General features: G+C 60.8%; 25 protein-coding genes. 12 read left to right on the plus strand and 13 right to left on the minus strand.

Translation table 11 applies throughout. The features are described 5' to 3' along the window. Window positions 1-122: 122 nt before the first annotated feature. The 5 genes from ACZ9BE_RS04830 to ACZ9BE_RS04850 form a co-directional block, all read right to left on the minus strand. Window positions 123-575, minus strand: a complete 453-nt coding sequence (locus tag ACZ9BE_RS04830; protein WP_095180696.1) for a Spy/CpxP family protein refolding chaperone — start codon at window positions 573-575, stop codon at window positions 123-125. Between the two features lie 259 nt (window positions 576-834). Next, window positions 835-1512 (minus strand): response regulator transcription factor, encoded by a 678-nt coding sequence (locus tag ACZ9BE_RS04835; RefSeq protein WP_016771129.1) that lies wholly within the window; start codon window positions 1510-1512, stop codon window positions 835-837. Between the two features lie 7 nt (window positions 1513-1519). Continuing rightward, complete coding sequence (locus tag ACZ9BE_RS04840) at window positions 1520-1930, minus strand: SH3 domain-containing protein (RefSeq protein WP_016771128.1); 411 nt, start codon at window positions 1928-1930, stop codon at window positions 1520-1522. Between the two features lie 108 nt (window positions 1931-2038). Further along, complete coding sequence (locus ACZ9BE_RS04845) at window positions 2039-2338, minus strand: YciI family protein (RefSeq protein ID WP_016771127.1); 300 nt, start codon at window positions 2336-2338, stop codon at window positions 2039-2041. A 1-nt stretch (window position 2339) separates the two neighbouring features. Further along, the gene (locus ACZ9BE_RS04850; RefSeq protein WP_024012071.1) at window positions 2340-2936 is read right to left on the minus strand and encodes a septation protein A; all 597 of its coding nucleotides are present in this window, start codon (window positions 2934-2936) and stop codon (window positions 2340-2342) included. An 87-nt stretch (window positions 2937-3023) separates the two neighbouring features. Between ACZ9BE_RS04850 and ACZ9BE_RS04855 the strand changes: the two genes are divergently transcribed. The 6 genes from ACZ9BE_RS04855 (at window position 3024) to rluB (ending at window position 8010) form a co-directional block, all read left to right on the plus strand. After that, window positions 3024-3887 (plus strand): PHP domain-containing protein, encoded by an 864-nt coding sequence (locus ACZ9BE_RS04855; protein ID WP_252868989.1) that lies wholly within the window; start codon window positions 3024-3026, stop codon window positions 3885-3887. 13 nt (window positions 3888-3900) lie between these two features. After that, window positions 3901-4530: an L-threonylcarbamoyladenylate synthase gene (locus ACZ9BE_RS04860; RefSeq protein ID WP_016771124.1), complete on the plus strand. Its 630-nt coding sequence runs from the start codon at window positions 3901-3903 to the stop codon at window positions 4528-4530. Between the two features lie 123 nt (window positions 4531-4653). After that, window positions 4654-5352, plus strand: coding sequence for a segregation and condensation protein A (locus ACZ9BE_RS04865; protein ID WP_172828192.1), 699 nt, complete (start codon window positions 4654-4656; stop codon window positions 5350-5352). A gap of 11 nt (window positions 5353-5363) precedes the next feature. After that, on the plus strand, window positions 5364-6329 hold the full coding sequence (gene scpB / locus ACZ9BE_RS04870) for an SMC-Scp complex subunit ScpB (RefSeq protein WP_476248972.1): 966 nt from the start codon (window positions 5364-5366) through the stop codon (window positions 6327-6329). A gap of 126 nt (window positions 6330-6455) precedes the next feature. Then, on the plus strand, window positions 6456-6647 hold the full coding sequence (locus ACZ9BE_RS04875; RefSeq protein WP_016771121.1) for a DUF1289 domain-containing protein: 192 nt from the start codon (window positions 6456-6458) through the stop codon (window positions 6645-6647). A 142-nt stretch (window positions 6648-6789) separates the two neighbouring features. Next, window positions 6790-8010, plus strand: a complete 1221-nt coding sequence (gene rluB / locus ACZ9BE_RS04880; RefSeq protein ID WP_476248973.1) for a 23S rRNA pseudouridine(2605) synthase RluB — start codon at window positions 6790-6792, stop codon at window positions 8008-8010. 196 nt (window positions 8011-8206) lie between these two features. Here the strand turns inward: rluB and ACZ9BE_RS04885 are convergent, their stop codons facing one another. Together ACZ9BE_RS04885 and ACZ9BE_RS04890 are read right to left on the minus strand one after the other, a co-directional pair. Further along, complete coding sequence (locus ACZ9BE_RS04885) at window positions 8207-9172, minus strand: M29 family metallopeptidase (protein ID WP_150636622.1); 966 nt, start codon at window positions 9170-9172, stop codon at window positions 8207-8209. 71 nt (window positions 9173-9243) lie between these two features. Continuing rightward, window positions 9244-9381 (minus strand): hypothetical protein, encoded by a 138-nt coding sequence (locus tag ACZ9BE_RS04890; RefSeq protein ID WP_003222780.1) that lies wholly within the window; start codon window positions 9379-9381, stop codon window positions 9244-9246. A gap of 892 nt (window positions 9382-10273) precedes the next feature. Between ACZ9BE_RS04890 and ACZ9BE_RS04895 the strand changes: the two genes are divergently transcribed. Next, on the plus strand, window positions 10274-11686 hold the full coding sequence (locus tag ACZ9BE_RS04895) for an amino acid permease (protein WP_252868992.1): 1413 nt from the start codon (window positions 10274-10276) through the stop codon (window positions 11684-11686). Between the two features lie 223 nt (window positions 11687-11909). Next, the gene (gene arfB, locus ACZ9BE_RS04900) at window positions 11910-12323 is read left to right on the plus strand and encodes an alternative ribosome rescue aminoacyl-tRNA hydrolase ArfB (RefSeq protein WP_016771119.1); all 414 of its coding nucleotides are present in this window, start codon (window positions 11910-11912) and stop codon (window positions 12321-12323) included. Here the strand turns inward: arfB and ACZ9BE_RS04905 are convergent. The 6 genes from ACZ9BE_RS04905 to phhA form a co-directional block, all read right to left on the minus strand. Beyond that, a complete protein-coding gene (locus tag ACZ9BE_RS04905; RefSeq protein WP_041479047.1) occupies window positions 12320-13507 on the minus strand; it encodes an MFS transporter in 1188 nt (395 codons plus the stop codon). The genes arfB and ACZ9BE_RS04905 overlap by 4 nt on opposite strands. 112 nt (window positions 13508-13619) lie before the next feature. After that, entirely contained in the window at window positions 13620-13802 is a 183-nt protein-coding gene (locus ACZ9BE_RS04910) for a hypothetical protein (RefSeq protein ID WP_039761215.1), read from the minus strand. A gap of 70 nt (window positions 13803-13872) precedes the next feature. Then, window positions 13873-14004: a hypothetical protein gene (locus ACZ9BE_RS04915; RefSeq protein ID WP_016771117.1), complete on the minus strand. Its 132-nt coding sequence runs from the start codon at window positions 14002-14004 to the stop codon at window positions 13873-13875. 339 nt (window positions 14005-14343) lie between these two features. After that, entirely contained in the window at window positions 14344-15537 is a 1194-nt protein-coding gene (locus ACZ9BE_RS04920; protein WP_476248974.1) for an amino acid aminotransferase, read from the minus strand. Continuing rightward, window positions 15537-15893 carry a 4a-hydroxytetrahydrobiopterin dehydratase gene (locus tag ACZ9BE_RS04925; RefSeq protein WP_016771115.1) on the minus strand — a complete coding sequence of 119 codons (357 nt, stop codon included), beginning with the start codon at window positions 15891-15893 and terminating at the stop codon, window positions 15537-15539. Before ACZ9BE_RS04925 ends, ACZ9BE_RS04920 begins: the two co-directional genes overlap by 1 nt. 115 nt (window positions 15894-16008) lie before the next feature. Continuing rightward, a complete protein-coding gene (phhA, locus tag ACZ9BE_RS04930) occupies window positions 16009-16800 on the minus strand; it encodes a phenylalanine 4-monooxygenase (RefSeq protein WP_041478990.1) in 792 nt (263 codons plus the stop codon). 393 nt (window positions 16801-17193) lie between these two features. On the opposite strand from phhA, the gene ACZ9BE_RS04935 reads away from it, so the two are divergent. The 4 genes from ACZ9BE_RS04935 (at window position 17194) to flgH (ending at window position 21418) form a co-directional block, all read left to right on the plus strand. After that, window positions 17194-18756, plus strand: coding sequence for a sigma-54-dependent phenylalanine hydroxylase transcriptional regulator PhhR (locus tag ACZ9BE_RS04935; RefSeq protein ID WP_016771113.1), 1563 nt, complete (start codon window positions 17194-17196; stop codon window positions 18754-18756). A 343-nt stretch (window positions 18757-19099) separates the two neighbouring features. Continuing rightward, entirely contained in the window at window positions 19100-19840 is a 741-nt protein-coding gene (locus ACZ9BE_RS04940; protein WP_016771112.1) for a flagellar basal body rod protein FlgF, read from the plus strand. A gap of 45 nt (window positions 19841-19885) precedes the next feature. Beyond that, complete coding sequence (gene flgG, locus ACZ9BE_RS04945) at window positions 19886-20671, plus strand: flagellar basal-body rod protein FlgG (RefSeq protein ID WP_016771111.1); 786 nt, start codon at window positions 19886-19888, stop codon at window positions 20669-20671. 51 nt (window positions 20672-20722) lie between these two features. Continuing rightward, window positions 20723-21418: a flagellar basal body L-ring protein FlgH gene (gene flgH, locus ACZ9BE_RS04950; RefSeq protein WP_016771110.1), complete on the plus strand. Its 696-nt coding sequence runs from the start codon at window positions 20723-20725 to the stop codon at window positions 21416-21418. Window positions 21419-21424 lie beyond the last annotated feature (6 nt).

Below are 21424 nucleotides of genomic sequence, written 5' to 3' on the forward strand. Positions count from 1 at the left end.
GGCGTAGTGTCAGTCAATCCATCGCTGGCTGATACACCGCCTTCGCGAGCAGGCTCGCTCCCACATTTGATTTGAATGGAGCAGGCCCGACGAGGTGAGTCGTCGGGCCCAGGGTCTAGCCATTATTGCGCCTTTTGTGCCTGCTGCGCTTTCCAGGCCTTGAACTCGGCCCATTCGGCGCGGCGTTCGGCGCGTTTCTTCTGGATTTCGTCGAACTGCTTCTGTTGCTCGGGTTTGAGCAGTGCCCGGACATCGGACTCGGCTTTCTTGTGGTTGGCCGCGATCTCGTCCTTCATGGCTTTCTGGTCGGCCGGCGAGAGTTTTTCCAGGTACTTGTCGACCACCTGCTTACGCTCGTGCATCTGCTCGCCCATGATCTTGCGAATCTGCTCGCGTTGTTCGCGGGTCAGGTCGAGCTGGCTGTACGGGCCTTTGTCGTGCATGCCGCCGTGCATCTGACCGCCGTGGCGCGGGCCATCCAGCGGACCACCCAGCGGACCGCCATCCTGCGGCATGGCCATGGCCACGGTTGGCAGAGCGGCAGCGAACATCAGAGCGATAAGAGTCTTGCGCATGGTGTATCTCCTTGTCTCGTTCCCGGTACGTTCCGGATGAGTGCAGATTACGCAGATCAAGGTCAACGGCGGTCAGCGCAGCGTAAAGCTTCGGTAAAGACGTTTCGTGCCCGGCCTTACACATATCCAGTGCAGGAGGTGCTGAAGGCTGCGATCTGATCGTTCCCACGCTCTGCGTAGGAATGCAGCCGAGGACGCTCTGCGTCCTGCAGCCTGAAGATCGCCGCCTTGGGCAGCTCGTACACGGAACAAGATGGTTTTACAGGCTGTAGTAGTAACCACGGCTACGCAGCGCGACGATGCGTGGGCGGCCGTCGGGGTGGGGGCCGATTTTTTTGCGCAGGTTGCTGACGTGCATGTCGAGGCTGCGGTCGTACAGGGTCAGCTTGCGGCCGAGGGCCAGTTGCGCCAGTTCCTGTTTGTCCAGCGGCTCGCCCGGCTGTTTGAGCAGGGCTTCGAGCAGGCGGCTTTCGGAGACGGTCAGGGTCAGTTCTTTTTCGTCGATGCTGACCACGCCGCGCACCGGGCTGAAACTCAGGTCGCCCAGCTCGAGCTGCGTCGAAACGGCTGCCGGGTGGCTGCGGCGCAACACGGCACGCAGGCGCGCGGTCAGTTCGCGGGGGTCGCAGGGTTTGGCCAGGTAATCGTCGGCGCCCAGTTCGAGGCCGAGGATGCGGTCCAGCGGTTCGCCACGCGCTGACAGCATCAGCACCGGCAGGTCGGCGTGGTCGTTGCGCAATTGCTTGAGCAGTTCCAGACCGCTGCCGTCGGGCAGCATCACGTCCAGCACCACCGCCGCCGGGGCGGTTTCGGCCAACGCCTTGCGGGCGCTCTGGCCGTCGTGGCAGGCGCGCACCTGGAAGCCTTCCTGGCTCAACCAGCTACTCAGGAGTTCGCACAACTCCTGGTCATCATCAATCAATAACAGCTCGCTCATGACTCACTCAATTTAGCCATTGCCGACGTTTTCGGCTTGCACCGCTGGCAAAGATACCGCAGAGCAGCGCCAATAGCGCTACTCCGGCGCCAGTGACGAACCACTGCTGTTGATCGGTCAGCAAACGCGGCAGCGGGCTGGCCTGGGCTTCCTTGAGTTGCAGCTTCAGACGCTGGTTCTCCTGGCGCAGCCGGGCGAGCTGGGCGCTTTCGCGAGTGTTGTCGGCATTTTGCAGTTGTTTGTTCAGTTCTTCGCGCTGCTGTTCACTGGCCTTGAGCCGCTGTTGCAGCTCGGTGATCTGGCTGCCGGCGCTCAATGACAATGGCGTTGAGCTGCCGCTTTCGGTGGTTTCCTCACCATGGGCGGGGGCCATGATCGACAACGTGAGCAACATCAGACACAACGGACCCTTGCGCATCGCGACACCTGTTTCCAAATGGATATTGGGCAGGTTGTCGGCAGGCAAACGAGAATAATGAGCGATTGAGAGCGCGATGAACCGAGAAGGTTCATCGCGTGGAAGGACTTAAGGCAGGACTTGCTTGAACGGCTTGACGATCACATTGGCGTAAACGCCAGCGGCGATGTACGGATCGGCATCGGCCCAGGCCTGTGCGGCGCTGAGGGAGTCGAACTCGGCGACGATCAGGCTGCCGGTGAACCCCGCTGCGCCCGGATCATTGCTGTCGACCGCCGGGTGCGGGCCGGCCAGCACGATGCGGCCTTCGCCCTTGAGCGCTTGCAGGCGTTCCAGATGCGCCGGGCGCGCGGACAGGCGAGCTTCGAGCGAGTTGGCAACGTCGGTGGCAATGATGGCGTAGAGCATGTCAGTCCTCGGTTTTTGGCGTTGTGGTATCGGTGTCATGCAGATGGCGCGACAGGTAAACGCCCTGTGCGACCAGGAACAGCACGGTCATGCCCAGGCTGCCGAACACCTTGAAGTCGACCCAGATGCTCTGAAAGGTGAAAGCGACGAACAGGTTGGCGGCGCCGCAGAACAGGAAGAACGCGATCCAGGCGATGTTCAGGCGGGTCCAGACCGGGTCGGGCAGGGTCAGCGCGTGACCCATGATGCGTTTGATCAGCAAGCGATCGCCGATGAAGTGGCTACCGATGAACGCCGCAGCGAACAGCCAGTTGACCACCGGCGCTTTCCATTTCAGGAAGGTTTCGCTGTGGAAGGCCAGCGTCAGGCTGCCGAACACCAGACAGGCGATCAGCGTCAGCCACTGGCTCTTTTCCAGCTTGCGCTGCTTGATGAACAACGCGCCGTACACCACCAGGGAACTGATGATCAGCATCGCCGTGGCGCTGTAGATACCGCCTACGGTCACTTGCTGGCCGGCAATGTCGACGACCCGTGGATCAAGTTTGTAAACGATGAAGAACAGCAGAAGCGGGATGAAATCGATGAATTGTTTCACAGTGAGAGCCAGAAGCTGGATGTGGCGGCATAATAACAAACATATGGGCGCGCGATAGCGCCAGCTGATTTGAGGTTACAACTCCCCGTGAATGTTGATTTGCACTGCCACAGCACGGCCTCCGATGGCGCCCTGGCGCCTGCGGTTCTGGTTGCGCGTGCGTTCGAAAACGGCGTGCGAGTCCTGGCGTTGACCGACCACGACACTCTTGAGGGGCTCGCCGAGGCGCGTGCTGCCGCCACCGAGTTGGGCATGCAACTGGTCAACGGCGTCGAATTGTCCTGCACCTGGGGCGGGGCGACTATTCACGTGCTGGGTTACGGCTTCGACGTCAACGCTGCGCCGTTAGTGGAAGCGATCGCCAAATTGCACGATGGCCGCTGGCTGCGGTCGGAAGAAATAAGCCGCAAGCTCGCCCTCAAGGGGATGCCCGGTGCCCTCGACGGCGCCCGGCAGATCCAGCAGGAACTGGGCGACAGCGGCAACGCGCCGGCCCGGCCGCATTTCGCCGACTGGATGGTGCGTGAAGGTTATGTAAAGGATCGCGCCGAGGCGTTCCGCAAATGGCTCGGCGCCGGCAAACTCGGCGACGTCAAACTGCACTGGCCGACGCTGGAAGACACTGTCGGCACCCTGCGCGCCGCCGGTGCCTGGGTCAGCCTGGCGCATCCATGGCACTACGATTTCACGCGTAGCAAGCGCCGAAAGCTGATTGCCGACTATATTCAAGCAGGCGGGCATGCTATCGAGGTGGTCAATGGCCATCAGCCCGCAGAACAGGTGGGCAGCCTGGCGATCCTTGCCCGTGAGTTCGGTCTGCTGGTCAGCGCCGGCAGTGACTTCCATGGCCCTGGCGGCTGGTCCGAGATCGGCCAGTACCGGCCGGTTCCCGAGGACCTTCCACCCCTGTGGTGTCGGTTCAAACATGACACAGATATTGCCGCCGTCTGAACAGGTAGAGAATGTGAGTCAATTTTTCCAGATACATCCGGAAAACCCGCAAGCGCGCCTGATCAAACAGGCGGTCGAGATCATCCGCAAAGGCGGGGTGGTGATTTATCCCACGGACTCGTCCTACGCCATTGGTTGCCAGATCGGCGACAAGACCGCCATCGAGCGTGTGCGACGGCTGCGTCAGCTCGATGAAAAGCACAACTTCGCGCTGATCTGCAGCGACCTGTCGCAACTGGGCAATTACGCCAAGATCGACACCGGCACCTTCCGCATTCTCAAGGCGCACCTGCCGGGGCCTTACACCTTTATTCTCAACGCCACCCGCGAAGTGCCGCGCCTGTTGCTGCATCCGAAGAAACGCACCATCGGTCTGCGCGTGCCGAGCCATCCGATCGCGCTGGCGCTGCTGGCCGAACTCGGCGAGCCGCTGATGAGCGTGACGCTGATCATGCCCGGCGATGAAGACCCGCTCAGCGATCCTTACGAAATGCGCCAGTTGCTTGAGCATCAGGTCGATCTGATCATCGACGGCGGTTTTGGCGGTATCAAGGCCTCAACGGTGATTGACCTGACCGGCGATGACCCGGAAGTGGTCCGCGTTGGTTGCGGCGATCCGACGCCGTTCATGGTCGAGGCCTGAATGTCCGCAGTGGAAACCGTGGTCGATCCCCAGGCCGGCGCCCAGCAGGAACTGCCGTTCGCGATGGTCTATGGTCAGGCGGTCATGGAGATGCCGCTGGACCTGTACATCCCGCCGGATGCGCTGGAAGTCTTCCTTGAAGCCTTCGAAGGCCCGCTCGACCTGCTGCTGTACCTGATCCGCAAACAGAACATCAACATCCTCGACATCCCGGTGGCGGAAATCACTCGCCAGTACATGGGCTACGTCGAGTTGATGCAATCGGTGCGTCTGGAGTTGGCCGCCGAATACCTGGTGATGGCGGCGATGCTCGCCGAGATCAAATCGCGCATGCTTCTGCCGCGCGCCGAAACCGTCGAAGATGAAGAAGACGATCCACGCGCCGAACTGATCCGCCGCTTGCAGGAATACGAGCGTTTCAAGGCTGCTGCCGAAGGTATCGATGGGCTGAGTCGGGTGGGCCGCGATGTGATCGTGCCCAAGCTCGACGCCCCGGAAGCGCGGGCGCGCAAGCTGTTGCCCGACGTCGCGCTGGAAGAGATTCTGATGTGCATGGCCGAGGTGCTGCGCCGTGGCGACATGTTCGAAAGCCACCAGGTCAGTCGCGAAGCGCTGTCCACCCGCGAACGCATGAGCGATGTGCTGGAACGGCTCAAGGGCGGCGGCTTCGTGCCGTTTGTCGAGCTGTTCACCGCTGAAGAAGGCCGCCTGGGTGTGGTGGTGACCTTCATGGCGATCCTTGAACTGGTCAAGGAATCCTTGGTCGAGCTGGTGCAGAATGAGCCGTTCGCCGCGATCCACGTGCGAGCCCGAGCCGAATAACGAGTCCCTGTATGAACCTGACTGAACCCCGCGAGCTGGCGTCCCTGCTTGAAGCCTTTCTGTTGGCCTCGGGAAAGCCGCAATCCCTTGAGCGCCTGTATGAACTGTTTGAAGAAGGCGAGCGGCCGGAGCCGGCGGTCTTCAAGAAAGCCCTGACCCTGCTCGGCAAGTCCTGCGAGGGCCGCGCCTTTGAACTCAAGGAAGTCTCGTCGGGCTATCGCTTGCAGATCCGCGAGAAGTTTTCACCGTGGGTCGGCCGTCTCTGGGAAGAGCGCCCGCAGCGCTATTCCCGTGCGTTGCTGGAGACCATCGCGCTGATCGCCTATCGCCAGCCGATCACCCGTGGCGAGATCGAAGACGTGCGTGGCGTGGCGGTCAACAGCAACATCGTCAAGACCTTGCTCGAGCGTGAGTGGATCCGCGTCGTCGGCTATCGGGACGTGCCGGGCAAACCGGCTATGTTCGCCACGACCAAGGCGTTTCTCGACCACTTCAACCTGAAAAACCTTGAAGATCTGCCGCCGCTGGCCGAGCTGCGCGAGATGGAAGCCGAGCCGGTGCTCGACTTCGACGACGCGCCGGTGCCGCAGAGTCTGCAGGAACTGGCCGACGCCAGCGCCGAGCCGGAGGAGGAGAAGGAAGAAACCAGTTTCCATTCCCTGCTGCTGGAGCTGGACAGCATGGAAGAGGGCATCAAAACCGATTTCGACGATTTGCTGCGCGATGCGGTGGATGGCGAAGCGCCGGTGGCTGAGCCTGAGATCATCGAGCCGGTTGTTGAAGCTGAAGTTGAACTTGAAGCGGCGCCTGACGCCGAACCGGAAGAGGACGTCCTGGGCGTCGCCGAGGCCCGCGAGAAACTCCTGGCCGCCGTTGCCGCCCTCGAACAGCCTGAACCGGAACTCAGCGAAGAAGAAGCCGAAGCCCGCGCACTGGCCGAGGCGATCGAAGCCGAACGGCGCGAGTTCGACGATTGATCCGGATCCTTGTGGGAGCGGGCTTGCCCGCGATTGCCGTGGGTCAGATCCAATGATGTTGACTGACACTCCGCTATCGCGGGCAAGCCCGCTCCCACAGGGTTTGATGTGTTTCTGGAGAGGATGATGAGCTCAACCAAAGACCCCTGCATCAGCCTCTGCAAATTCTCCGACGACATCTGCCTGGGTTGCGGTCGCAGCAAGCGCGAGATCAAGGCCTGGAAGAAACTCGACAAGGACGACAAGCGCACCGTGCTGGCCGAAGCCGCGCTGCGCCTGATCAAACTGGGTGGTGCCGGTCGGCGGAAAAAGAAATAACCGGCAATCGATCAGCTAGTCTCTGATGCGCGACGGCGCACATCCGCGTATGATTCGCGACCCTTCGCCGATCCCTTCGGCCTGGACCCAGTTTTCAATACTTCAGGCGCCGCCTGAAAAGACCACACCGGGAGGTGCCCAGATGAGTGACATCAATCAGAAAGACGACCAGGAAATCGGCCCAGCAGGCGAAAAGCTGCAGAAGGTCCTCGCCCGTATCGGCGTCGGCTCGCGCCGTGACGTGGAATCCTGGATCAGCCAGGGCCGGATCAAGGTCAATGGCAGAGACGCCACCCTCGGCCTGCGCGTCGACATGCACGACGCCATCACCATCGATGGCAAAGTGATCAAGCGCGAAGAGGCCGCCGAGTCGGTGCGCCGCGTGATCATGTACAACAAGCCCGACGGCGAAATCTGCACCCGTGACGACCCGGAAGGCCGTCCGACCGTGTTCGACAAGCTGCCGCGTCCGAAAGAAGGCCGCTGGATCAACATCGGCCGTCTCGACATCAACACCACCGGTCTGCTGATGTTCACCACTGATGGTGAGCTGGCCAACCGTCTGATGCACCCGTCCTACGAGATGGACCGCGAGTACGCCGTGCGTGTACGCGGTGAAGTCGACGACGAGATGATCGAACGCCTGAAGGCCGGCGTGGTGCTGGAAGACGGTCCGGCGCGTTTCACCGACATTCAACAGGCGCCGGGCGGTGAGGGTTTCAACCACTGGTACCACTGCGTGGTCATGGAAGGGCGCAACCGTGAAGTGCGTCGTCTGTGGGAATCGCAGGGTCTGGTGGTCAGCCGTCTGAAGCGCGTGCGTTTCGGTCCGGTGTTCCTCAACTCCGACCTGCCGATGGGTCGCTGGCGCGAAATGAGCCAGTACGAAGTCGACGTCCTCAGCGCCGAAGTCGGCCTGACGCCGGTGGCAATGCCGCAGCTGAACGCCAAGAGCAAGGACAAGCTCGAACGCATGCAGCGCAAATCGTCGCGGCCGATGGCCAAGACCGAGCGCGTGCGTACTCTGCGTCCGGCCGCTGGCGCACCGACCGCGCCGCGCCCGAGCCGTGAGCCGCAGATCGAAGGCGAGCGTCCAGGTCGCAAGCCAGTCGCCCGTGACGGCGAGCGCGCACCGCGTCCGGCCAGCGGTCGCACTGAGCGTGGTGAAGGTCGTGCACCGGCCGGTCGCGGTACGCCAGTGGCGGATCGTCCAGCCGACACCACCAACAAGCGCCCGGCCAAACCGGCGCCGAAGCGTCCGGGGATCAAACTGGTCGACGGCGACAAGCCCTCGGGCAAGCGTCGCGGCGCACCGGCCGGTTCCGGTCAGCGCCCGGGGTTCGGACGCAAGAAGCCTGAGTGAGGCAGCTGTGAGTTTCTAGCTGCAAGCTGCAAGTTGAAGCAAAAACGCCAACCTTAGGGTTGGCGTTTTTTTTCGTCTGGCGAAACTCATGTAGCGTCTGATTGGGCCTCTTCGCGAGCAGGCTCGCTCCCACATTGGAGTCGCGTCGAACATAAATCCCTGTGGGAGCGAGCCTGCTCGCGAAGGCGTCAGTCGCCTAAAACACAAACCGCCCGTCAAACACCGGCTTGTCATCCAGCGCCAACACCCCGCCCGAAAAGATCAGATCCAGGTGATGACTGCCCTTGGCGCCACCGCCCAATCCGAGATGCAGCCCACAATGCCGCTCCTCAAACCCGGCATTGCGCGCATACAGATCCTTCACGCCTTCGTTGGTGCCAATCCCCAACTCCTCAATCCGCCGGTTCGACGGGTTGGCATCCAGGTACTTGTTGAAATCCTGCTCCAGCCCCGGCACGTCGGTGGCGATGCGGCTGATGGTCGAGTTCTCGATCCACAGCTCCAGCGGCGATTCCAGCACGCCGTACTTGCGCGCGAACGGGATAGTGCTGAGGAAGGTGCCCTTGAACTTCACATGGCCGTTGATAGCTTCGCTATGGGTGGCGATTTCGCCGGGGGCGAGGTCGAAGTTGCCGACGCCGTTGATGTCGGTCCACTTCTTGATGCTGCTCATCGGCGTTTCGAACCATGAGCCGTGGTCATCCTTGAAACTCAGCGTGGTCGCCTGGGACATGCGCTGGATCAAGTGACTGTTGAGTCCGGCGATGCGTTGCGGGGTGATGCTGAAGGTGTCGTAGAAATAGTCGCCGTAATCCTTGAACAGCAGCGACTTCTTCCAGTTTTCCGCCATCACCGCTTGCAGTGCGCGGACGAATTCCGGGCCGTCGGGGCGTGGGTTGGGCAGGGTGGAAGAGTCGTAGAAGAAAATGTACAGATCGCTGTCGGCAATTGCCTCGGACAGCGCTGCGGTACTTTCCAGGTCCAGACGCCGAGCGCTGAACTGGAAGCGCGGATGCTCGCCGGCCTGTTCGGCAATGGCGCCGGTCAGGGCTTCGTAATCGGCGGTGTGGCCCAGCATGACCTTCGCCGAGTCGAGGCCGGCGAGGGCAGGGTGATGTTCGAGGTAGTAAAGGAAATGCGAGATGGCGCGGGGCTTGTCCATGAATCCTCCCTGACTGACCGGGGAATGAAGCGGCAGGCACGACCGGCCGGACCGTGCCTGCCCGGGATGTCTTACAGAGGCCACATCGCCGTGCCGAACGGAACCACCGCGTCGGCTTGCATCATTTCCACAGCGGCCTCATGGGTTGGCGCTTCAAACCATTCGTCCAGTTGCAGTTCGGTATCCAAGTCTTTTTCCAGTGCTTGCATGGTCGATCTCCTAGAGAATTTCACGGTTTATGACTGACCGGTCGAGGTGGCCGGTGAGACGTGAAAAACCTAGTTGAGGCTTTTTCGTAATGCAAAATTTTATCCATTTAATTTTTAAATAGACTTTTTGTTCTGTTTTTCAGGATCGGTTTTCTTATTTGAAAACAAAAAACTAGGCAGGCGAAATTGATAGCAAGCTAGCTACCGTCAATATGCAGACGTCCTTCGGAAATTTCTGATTCGGAAAATATTCGTTACGCGTTGTAAACAAAACGTGACGAAAAGACCCCGCCGGAGCGGTGATTTCCCGACTCCGCATCGGTTGTAAGGAAAAGCTTCCGTAAGCCGGGAGAACAGCTGCCGCGCAAGGCTCTGGCGCGCTTGTTTCCAGCCTTCAGGCAGGGTGTGATGCGCCCCATGCCTGTCGTGCAGGCGAATAACAAGAAGGAGGCGCAATGAACGCCGCGACTGATTTCCACTTCTCCCCGTGGGACGGTTTTTTCCTCGTCCCCGTCGATGGCCTGCAAAGGCCTGACTCATATTTTGCAGCCGCTCGGCACTGTCGAGGCGGACACGTGCAATCCCGGCAACCGACACGCTGATCAGGCGGGTCTGGCAGCAGGGGGTTAGCGGTGTACAATGCGCCGCGTTTTAACTGTGACCCTCTGCGTAATCGCAAAAATCTCGAGGCTATCCGCCTTGTTCACTCCGCCGCGCCACAAGCGTGCCGGGTTCGATTTCGTCACAGATAAAAACAAACAGGTGACGCATGACCGTTGTAAATGAGCTGAACTCCTGGTGCCTGCGCTGGGGTTTGATCGGGGCTGCCTGAAATCGCAACCTTGCAGCAACGTCTACTGAACATCATCAAACCTTGCGTGAGACCTTTTTCATGAGTGGACAACCCTCGCAATCAGGCGAGCTTAAACGCGGCCTGAAAAATCGCCATATTCAACTGATCGCCCTCGGTGGCGCGATCGGTACCGGATTGTTCCTCGGTTCTGCCGGGGTCCTGAAATCCGCCGGCCCGTCGATGATCCTCGGCTACGCCATTTGCGGCTTCATCGCCTTCATGATCATGCGCCAGCTCGGCGAAATGATCGTCGAAGAGCCGGTGGCCGGTTCCTTCAGCCACTTCGCCCACAAATACTGGGGCGGTTTCGCCGGTTTCCTCTCGGGCTGGAACTGCTGGATTCTGTACATTCTGGTGGGCATGTCCGAGCTGACAGCGGTCGGCAAGTACATCCATTACTGGGCGCCGGATATCCCGACCTGGGTCTCCGCTGCTGCATTCTTCGTGCTGATCAACGCGATCAACCTGGCCAACGTCAAAGTCTTCGGTGAGGCCGAATTCTGGTTTGCGATCATCAAGGTCGTGGCCATCGTCGGCATGATCGCCCTGGGCAGCTACCTGCTGGTCAGCGGCCATGGCGGCCCGCAAGCCTCGGTGAGCAACCTGTGGTCCCACGGCGGTTTCTTTCCCAACGGGGTGAGCGGTCTGGTGATGGCCATGGCGATCATCATGTTCTCTTTCGGCGGTCTGGAAATGCTCGGCTTCACCGCTGCTGAAGCCGATAAACCGAAAACCGTGATCCCGAAAGCGATCAACCAGGTGATCTACCGCATCCTGATTTTCTACATCGGCGCGCTGGTGATCCTGCTGTCGCTGACTCCTTGGGACAGCCTGCTGGAAACGCTCAACGCCTCGGGTGATTCCTACAGCGGCAGCCCGTTCGTACAAGTGTTCTCGATGCTCGGCAGCAACACCGCCGCGCACATCCTCAACTTCGTCGTGCTGACCGCCGCGCTGTCGGTGTACAACAGCGGCACCTACTGCAACAGCCGTATGCTGCTGGGGATGGCCGAGCAGGGCGATGCGCCAAAAGCTCTGGCGAAGATCGACAAGCGCGGCGTGCCGGTGCGTTCGATTCTGGCTTCGGCGGCAGTGACGCTGGTTGCCGTGTTGCTCAACTACCTGATCCCGCAGCACGCGCTGGAACTGCTGATGTCGCTGGTGGTTGCGACGCTGGTGATCAACTGGGCGATGATCAGCTACTCGCACTTCAAATTCCGCCAGCACATGAACCAGACCAGACAGACGCCACTGTTCAAGGCGCTGTGGTACCCGTACGGCAACTTCGTCTGCCTGGCGTTCGTGGTGTTCATCCTCGGCGTGATGCTGCTGATCCCGGGAATTCAGATCTCGGTGTACGCGATTCCGGTGTGGGTGGTGTTCATGTGGGTCTGCTACCTGATCAAGAACAAGCGCAGTGCCCAGCAGGCGCTGCCAGTGATCGCCAAGTAACCGCTCAAGCAGAAACAGCAAACCCGGCCAAGTGCCGGGTTTGTTGTTTTGAAATGGAAAAATCTGACATCACACCGAACCCTGTGGGAGCGAGCCTGCTCGCGAAAGCGGTCCATCAGAAACATCTGCATCGACTGACACACCGCCTTCGCGAGCAGGCTCGCTCCCACAGAGGTTGAGTGAATCGGGTTATCCTGCACGCTCTGATTACGGACGCTTTTCCATGCTGGTGATTTCCAACAACGTGCATCTGCCGGATGCCGAGATCGAATTGACCGCCATCCGCGCGCAAGGCGCCGGTGGGCAGAATGTCAACAAGGTCTCCAGCGCCATGCACTTGCGCTTCGACATTCCCAACTCGTCTTTGCCGGAGTTCTACAAGGAACGCCTGCTGGCACTGCGTGACAGCCGTATCACCAGCGATGGCGTGCTGATCATCAAGGCGCAGCAATACCGAACCCAGGAAGCCAACCGCGCCGATGCGCTGGAGCGGCTGGTCGAGCTGATTCTCAGCGCCACCAAAGTGGAAAAGAAACGCCGCCCGACCAAGCCGACCCTTGGCTCGAAGAAGCGTCGGCTGGAGTCGAAAACCAAGCGCGGCAGTATCAAGGCCGGGCGCGGCAAGGTGGACTTCTAAACCTCGCGATACTTCGCCGTGTGCTTGTACAGATAGACACTCAAGCCAAGGCCGCTCAACGCTGCAAATGCGGCGAACAGGAAGATCGAAGCAAAACCGAATCCTGCTGCGATCGCCCCGGCCAGCGGCCCGGTGATCCCCAGCGACAAATCAATGAACAGTGAATAGGCACCGACCGCCGCGCCACGGCTCGAGGCCGGCACCAGATTCACCGCCTCCACGCCCAGCGCCGGGAACACCAGCGAGAAGCCGAAACCGCTCAGCGCCGCGCCCGCCAGTGCCCAATGCGCATCCGGCGCAATCCACAGCAACAACAAGCCCAACGTTTCCACCGACAGGCAGGCAATCGCCACGCGAAATCCGCCGAGGCGGTTGATCAGGTTGCCGAACAGCAGCCGCGCGCCGATGAAGCTGGCGCCGAACAGGCTCAGGCACAGCACCGCGTTGTCCCAGTGCTGGGTCGCGTAGTACAGGGTGATGAAAGTGGCGATGGTGCCGAAGCCGATCGAACCCAGCGCGAGCCCGCAGCCGTGGGGGAAGACTTTGCCCAGCACATGCATGAACGGCAGGCGTTCACCGGCGACGATCGGCGCGGCGGTCTTCGGCCATGCCAGCGCCAGACCGAGCAGGGCGAGGAGGATGATGCTCACGCCCATGCTCCACAGCCCCAACCTGCTTACCAGCCACACACCGAACGGCGCGCCGATCGCCAGGGCGCCGTAACTGGCGATGCCGTTCCAGGAAATCACTTTCGCCGTATTCGCCGCGCCGACCCGTCCGATACCCCAGCCAATCGAACCGGAACCGACCAGGCTTTCCGCGCTGCCCAGCACCAGACGGCCAATTAAGAGGCTGATCAGACTGAGCAGCGGCAGGTTCGGCGTCCACGCGGAAATCAGCATGAACACACCGCTCAAGCCACAGCCAGCGAGGCCGATCATCACTGCGCGTTTGCTGCCCTGGTTGTCGATGATCTTGCCGGCATATGGACGGCTGAGCAGGGTGGCGAGGTATTGCACGCTGATCACCAGCCCGGCGATCACGGCGCCGAAACCAAGGTCACTGTGGACATAGCCCGGCAACACGGCGAGCGGGATGCCGATGTTCAGGTAACCGATAAAGGTGAAGAGGACGATGGAGACTACTTGCAGCGTAACCGCCAGCGGACGCTGGGGCTCGGATATAGACGACATGGGTAACGATCCACGGGAGCAGCAGATTAGATAGGCTGCTCATGATACCGGCGTGAACCGTTCAGGGGCGGGGAAAAGTAAAACTATTTGCCGGGCGGCGCTTTCAGGATTTCGCCGGGGCGACCAGTTGCGTGGTGACGAGGGCGGCGAGGGCGTTTTCTTCGCTGCCGAAACGTTCGAGCAGGGCAGCTTGCTTCTCGGGCGAGAGGCGATTCCAGATCTCGATCATTTTCTCGGTGGCGCCGATCAGCACGGCAGCTTGGCTTTCGGAGAATTCGTCGGTCATGGCGGGCTCGGGTTTCAGGCAGTGTGGAAAGCGCATGTTAGCGCTTTCCACACGGTCTGTACGGCGGGTCTTACTCTTCGCTGTCGGCTTTGCGGCTGTCAGCGGCTTCTTGCGGCTCGGGCTTTTCAGCACCGGCGTGTTGCGGGGTCGTCTGCTCAGGTACGTGCAGGCTTGGGAAGGGGAGATTGGGAATCTCGTGCATGGGTGCGCTCCTCGCTAAGTCTGTTGATAGATCAGGTGCTCCGCGCTTTACAAAGCCTGCGCAGGATACAGCAGGAAAAATGACAATCAGACTTTTAATTCAAATTAATGCGACAGATGGCCGCAGGGAGGGGAGGCGACCACAAAAACCAAATGTGGGAGTGGGCTTTCGTGGCGAGGGGATTTATCCCCGATGGGCTGCGAAGCGGCCCCAGACCCTGCATTTGATCGTTCCCACGCTCCGCGTGGGAATGCAGCCGGGGACGCTCTGCGTCCCAAAGCGGACGCAGAGCGTCCGAAGAGGCATTCCCACGCGGAGCGTGGGAACGAGCATAGTGGGCTATTTACAGGCGTCGGCGATGGCGTCCGCGAGTAATGCGAGGCGGGTGGCGTCGATGCCGGCGACGTTCGCGCGGCCGGAGCTGACCATGTACACGCTGTGCCGCTCGCGCAGGGTTTTCACCTGTTCCGGCGACAGGCCGGTGTAGGAGAACATCCCGCGTTGCACACCGATGTGCGCGAAACGCTCGCGCAAACCGTGCGGTTCCAGCGCCTCGACCAAGCCGCTGCGCAACTGCGCGATTCGCAAGCGCATCGCTTCCACTTCATCGGCCCAGCGCGCTTTCAGCTCTGGGTCGGCGAGGATGGTCGCGACCACCGCCGCGCCGTGATCCGGCGGCGTCGACCACAGATTGCGGGCGATATTGGCCAGTTGGCTGCGGATGTCGATGAGCTTGTCAGCGCTGGTCGCGCAGACGATCAGCGCACCGGTACGGTCGCGATACAGGCCGAAGTTCTTCGAGCAGGAACTGGTGATCAACAGCTCCGGGAGCTGTGTCGCGAACAGCCGAGTCGACCAGGCGTCCTGATCGAGGCCATCGCCAAAACCCTGATAAGCGAAGTCGATCAGCGGCAGCAGATCGCGGCTGCGCACCACTTCAAGCACGCGCTTCCAGTCGTCATGGCTCAGGTCGAAACCGGTCGGGTTGTGGCAGCACGCATGCAGCAGCACCACGTCGCCCTTCGGCACTTCCCTGAGCACGGCGAGCATCGCTTCGACGTCGAGGCGATTGTCACTGCCGACGTACGGGTAGTGGCTGACCTTGACCTTGGCGGCGGCGAAAATGGTTTCGTGGATCGGCCAGGTCGGGTTGCTCAACCACACGCCTTTGCCCGGCAGGCACTGCGCGATGAAGTCGGCGGCCAGGCGCAGGGCGCCGGTGCCACCCGGGGTCTGGGTGGCGCCGGCGCGTTGTTCGGTGATCAGTTGCGAGTCGGCACCGAGTACCAGCTCATTGATGACCTTGCCGAACAGCGGATTGCCGTGGCCACCGATGTAAGTCTTGGTGTCCTGACTTTCGACCAGTCGCGCTTCGGCGATTTTCACCGCTTCCGGGATCGGCGTCAGGCCCTGGGCATCCTTGTAGACGCCAACGCCGAGGTCGAACTTGCGCGGGTTGGCATCCTGCGCATAGGCCTCCATCAAACCGAGAATCGGGTCGCCGGGGACCCGGCCGATGGCGTCGAAGTGCATCACTTGCGTCCTTCTGCGGTCTTCGCTACTTCGTCAGTGCGCGCGGCCATGATGAAGTCGTTGCGGTGCAGGCCTTTGATCGAGTGGCTCCACCAGGTCACGGTGACTTTGCCCCACTCGGTCAGCAGGCCCGGGTGGTGACCTTCGGCCTCGGAGATCTCGCCCACGGCGTTGGTGAACGCCAGTGCGTGCTTGAAGTTCTTGAACAGGAAAACTTTTTCCAGCTGCATGATGCCGTCGCGTACTTCGATGTTCCAGTCAGGGATCTGCTTGATCAGGATCGGCAGTTCTTCGTCGCTGACTTGTGGCGCATCGGCGCGGCAGGCTTCGCAGTGGGCTTGGTTCAAAGTCGACATGGTGGATTCCTGAAAACGAGTGTGTTTTTTATTAAAGCGCGTGTGCCGCCAATGCCGTCACGCTAAAGCAAAGTGGCGGCCACGGACAGACGCAATTGTCAGCAAAGGTCGCGGTTCAGGCGGCTTTGGGTTTCGGCGGAAATTTCGGCGCGTGCAAGCCCAGCTGCATGCCCTGACGGACCATGGCCATGATGTCTTCATGGGCCACATCGAACAGGCGCTTGAGATTGGGCAGGACGAAGTACAGCGGTTGCAGGATGTCGATGCGATACGGCGTGCGCATGGCTTCCAGCGGATCGAAGAGCTGATGCTCGGGCTCGTCCGACAGGCAGTAAACGGTTTCTTTCGGCGAAGACAGAATCCCGCCGCCGTAGATGCGCTTGCCGTGCGGGGTGTCGACCAGACCGAATTCGATGGTCATCCAGTACAACCGGGCCAGATACACGCGCTCTTCCTTGGTCGCCTGCAGGCCGAGCTTGCCATAGGTGTGGGTGAATTCAGCGAAGTAGGGGTTGGTCAGTAGCGGGCAGTGGCCGAAGATCTCGTGAAAGATGTCCGGCTCTTGCAGATAGTCGAGTTCTTCGCGGGTACGTATGAAGGTGGCGACGGGGAATTGCTTGCTGGCAAGCAACTCGAAAAACGTCTGGAAAGGAATCAGCGCCGGCACCCGGGCAACCTGCCAGCCGGTGGTCTCGCCGAGGACTTTGTTGATCTCGGCCAGTTGCGGGATGCGGTCGTGGGGCAGACCGAGTTTTTCGATACCGTCCAGATATTCCTGGCACGCACGACCTTCAATCACCTTCAACTGGCGAGTGATCAGCGTGTTCCACACCGCATGTTCTTCGGCGGGGTAGTCGATAAAACCTTGCGCATCGGGCTCGCGAGCCACGTATTGCGTCTGCTTCATGCTGCTCTCCTGCTAGGAAATTCGTTTTTGTTATGTCCAGCGATGGCTAAAGGAATACCCGAGAGTGACAGGGCGTGCAGCATGTTGACCGGTGTGTGCGTAGGAAAATTCTGCTTGTTTCGTAAAGTTATCGTTACGCCTTGTCGGGTAATGCGCATTTACGGTGATTGGCGGGTTTGAAAAGGGTCGGGGCTGTCACATAATCTTGACAACTATCTGCGTGCCTCGACAGAAACATCTGCCCCGGGCGCGCCACAAAACCCTGTGGGAGCGAGTCTGCTCGCGAAAGCGGTCTGTCTGACACATCGATACTGGATGTGCTGGCGCCTTCGCGAGCAGGCTCGCTCCCAAAAGGACATGTGTTTACCTCTCAAACCTGTCGGGCCTTTTTCTATGCGCATCAAAGTCCACTGCCAGAATCGCATCGGCATCCTGCGTGACATCCTCAATCTGCTGGTGGCGTACGGGATCAACGTCGCACGCGGCGAGGTGGGTGGTGAGCATGGCAATGCGATCTACCTGCACTGCCCGAACCTGATCAACATCCAGTTCCAGGCGTTGCGCCCCAAGTTCGAGGCAATCGGTGGGGTGTTCGGGGTTAAGCGCGTCGGGCTGATGCCCAGCGAACGCCGGCACATGGAATTGAACGCACTGCTCGGCGCGCTGGAATTTCCGGTGCTGTCGATCGACATGGGCGGTTCGATCGTTGCGGCCAATCGCGCGGCGGCGCAGTTGCTCGGGGTGCGCGTCGATGAGGTGCCGGGGATTCCGCTGTCGCGCTACGCCGAGGATTTCGATTTGCCGGAATTGGTGCGCGCCAACAAATCGCGAATCAACGGCATGCGGGTCAAGGTCAAGGGCGACATCTTTCTCGCTGACATCGCGCCGCTGCAATCGGAACACGACGACAGCGAGGCCATGGCCGGCGCCGTGCTGACGCTGCACCGCGCCGATCGGGTCGGCGAGCGAATCTACAATGTGCGCAAGCAAGAGCTGCGCGGGTTCGACAGCATCTTTCAAAGCTCGAAAGTCATGGCCGCTGTGGTCCGCGAAGCGCGGCGCATGGCGCCGCTGGATGCGCCGCTATTAATAGAAGGCGAAACCGGCACTGGCAAGGAATTGCTGGCGCGCGCCTGCCACCTCGCCAGCCCGCGCGGACAGTCACCGTTGATGGCGCTCAACTGCGCCGGACTGCCGGAGTCGATGGCCGAGACCGAGTTGTTCGGCTACGGCCCCGGCGCCTTCGAAGGCGCTCGCGCTGAGGGCAAGCTTGGCCTGCTCGAATTGACCGCTGGCGGCACGCTGTTTCTCGATGGCGTCGGCGAGATGAGCCCGCGTTTGCAGGTCAAATTGCTGCGCTTTCTTCAGGACGGTTGCTTCCGTCGCGTCGGCAGTGATGAAGAGGTGTATCTGGACGTGCGGGTGATCTGCGCGACGCAGGTGGACTTGTCCGAATTGTGCGCGCGCGGCGAGTTTCGCCAGGATCTCTATCACCGCTTGAACGTACTGTCGCTGCACATCCCGCCGCTGCGCGAGTGCCTCGACGGTCTGACGCCGCTGGTTGAACACTTTCTCGACCAGGCCAGTCGGCAGATCGGCTGTCCGCTGCCGAAACTGGCCCCGGCGGCGATGGATCGCCTCAGCCATTACCACTGGCCGGGCAATGTGCGGCAACTGGAGAACGTGCTGTTCCAGGCGGTTTCCCTGTGCGACGGCGGCACGGTCAAGGCCGAACATATTCGCCTGCCGGATTACGGCGTGCGTCAGCCGCTTGGCGATTTTTCCCTCGACGGCAGTCTGGACGAGATCGTCGGGCGTTTCGAAAAAGCGGTGCTGGAACGCTTGTATTCCGAGCATCCAAGCAGTCGGCAGTTGGGCAAGCGGCTCGGTGTTTCGCACACCACCATTGCCAACAAGCTGCGTGAGTATGAGGTTGGCAAAACCTCCGAAAGCTAAATAGAGCCTTTGTGGCGAGGGGATTTATCCCCGATGGGCGGCGAAGCCGCCCCGCTTTTTCTTCCCGGCGACCTCATTTGCAGGCTTGGCGACTGCTGCGCAGCCGAACGGGGATAAATCCCCTCGCCACAGGATCGCCATCCCCGCCGAACTCAGGATTGCCACTAACCGGCATGACACCGCCGGTTTTTCGTCTTCGATCCATTTCAGATTCCCCCTCCGATCCCCTCAAGTCCCCTGTTTGCCGGGCCTTCGCCCGCCAATAAAAAGTTGGTCTGCAAATTGCTTATGGCTGAGCAGTACAGCGGTGGGCGGCAAACGTCCGGCATGCAGAGGAAACACTGTGGACAAGTACCTTTATGTGGCAATGACCGGCGCCAGCCAGAACGCACTGGCGCAGCGGGCGCATGCCAACAACCTGGCGAACATTTCCACCAACGGCTTTCAGCGCGACCTCGAGCAGGCGCGTTCGATGCCGGTATTCGGCGACAGCTTTCCGGCGCGCGCGTTTGCCATGAGCGAACGTCCCGCCACCGACTTCACGCCGGGCTCACTGGTGCAGACCGGACGTGAACTCGACGTCGCGGTATCCGGCAACGGTTTCATCGCCGTGCAAAACCCCAGCGGCGGCGAAAGCTACGTGCGTACCGGCAGCCTCAACATCGACGCCCTCGGCGTACTGCGCGCCGGCAACGGCATGCCGGTGATCGGTAATGGCGGCCCGATCGCTGTGCCGCCCGAGCAGCAGGTGGAAGTCGGCGAAGACGGCACCATCAGCATTCGCGCAATGGGCGAAGGCCCCCGCGTCATGGCCGAAGTCGACCGGATCAAGCTGGTCAACCCGGACATCAAGAACATGAACAAAGGCCTCGACGGTTCGATTTACACCAAGGACGGCCAGCCGGCGCAAGCCGACGCCAACGTCAAACTGGTCTCGGGTTTCCTTGAGTCGAGCAACGTCAATGCCGTGGAAGAAATGACTTCGGTGCTGGCCCTGGCCAAGCAATTCGAGTTGCACGTCAAGATGATGAACACCGCCAAAGACGACGACCAGGCCATGGCTCGGGTCTTGCAGATCAGCTAATTATCAGAACGTCGCGCCGTAAAACAGGCGCACGAGGAGAATCGAATGCTTCCGGCTCTATGGGTTGCCAAAACCGGTCTGTCCGCCCAGGACACCAACCTGACCACCATTTCCAACAACCTGGCGAACGTTTCGACCACGGGTTTCAAACGTGACCGTGCCGAGTTCCAGGACTTGCTCTATCAGATCAAGCGTCAGCCAGGCGCTCAGTCGACCCAGGACAGCGAACTGCCGTCGGGTCTGCAAGTGGGTACCGGTGTGCGCATTGTCGGCACCCAGAAAAACTTCACCGCCGGCAGCCTGCAAACCACCGAGCAGCCGCTGGACATGGCCATCGACGGTCGCGGTTTCTTCCAGATCCTGCAGCCGGACGGCACCACGTCCTACACCCGTGACGGTACTTTCCACCTCGACTCCAATGGCCAGATCGTCAACGCCAGCGGTTTCGCGCTGGAACCGGCGATCATCATCCCGAACGATGCGCAGACCTTCACTGTCGGCCGTGACGGCACCGTGTCGATCACCATCGCCGGCAACCCGGCCTCGCAAGTGATCGGCAACCTGCAGACCGCCGACTTCATCAACCCGGCCGGTCTGCAAGCAGTGGGCAACAACCTGTTCCTGGAAACCGCTGCTTCCGGCGCGCCACAGATCGGCACCCCGGGCCTGAACGGTTTCGGTACCACGCTGCAGAACACCCTGGAAACCTCGAACGTCAGCACCGTTGAAGAGATGGTCAACATGATCACCACTCAACGCGCCTACGAGATGAACTCCAAGGTGATCTCCACCGCCGACCAGATGCTCTCGTTCGTAACGCAGAATCTGTAATCCAGTCTTTGGGGCGGCCTGAGGTCGCCAGCAACACCGTGAGGTAGGGTCATGAAGCGCTTTGTATCTGTTCTGGCATTGAGTGGGGTCGTCTCGCTCGCGGGCTGCGTCGCCCCGACGCCCAAGCCCAATGACCCTTACTACGCCCCGGTGTTGCCGCGCACACCGTTGCCGGCGGCGGCCAATAACGGCTCGATCTATCAGGCCGGCTTCGAGCAGAACCTGTACAGCGACCGCAAGGCGTTCCGGGTCGGTGACATCATCACCATCACCCTGAACGAGCGCACCCAGGCGAGCAAGAACGCCAACTCGCAGATGGACAAGAACAGCGATAACTCGATCGGTCTGACCTCGTTGTTCGGCTCCAGCCTGACCACCAACAACCCGATTGGTGGCGGTGACCTGAGCCTGAACGCTGGCTACAGCGCCGACCGTTCGACCAAGGGCGACGCCAAGTCGGGACAGAGCAACAGCCTGACCGGTTCGATCACCGTGACCGTGGCCGACGTGCTGCCCAACGGCATCATCGCCGTGCGTGGCGAGAAGTGGCTGACGCTCAACACTGGTGACGAACTGGTGCGCATCGCCGGTATGGTCCGCGCTGATGACATCGCGACCGACAACACCGTGTCGTCGACCCGTGTCGCCGATGCGCGCATCACCTACTCGGGTACCGGCGCGTTTGCCGATACGAGTCAGCCAGGCTGGTTCGACCGTTTCTTCCTCAGCCCGCTGTTCCCTTTCTAGGTGGCG

The sequence above is a fragment of the Pseudomonas sp. TE9122 genome, from assembly GCF_056278925.1.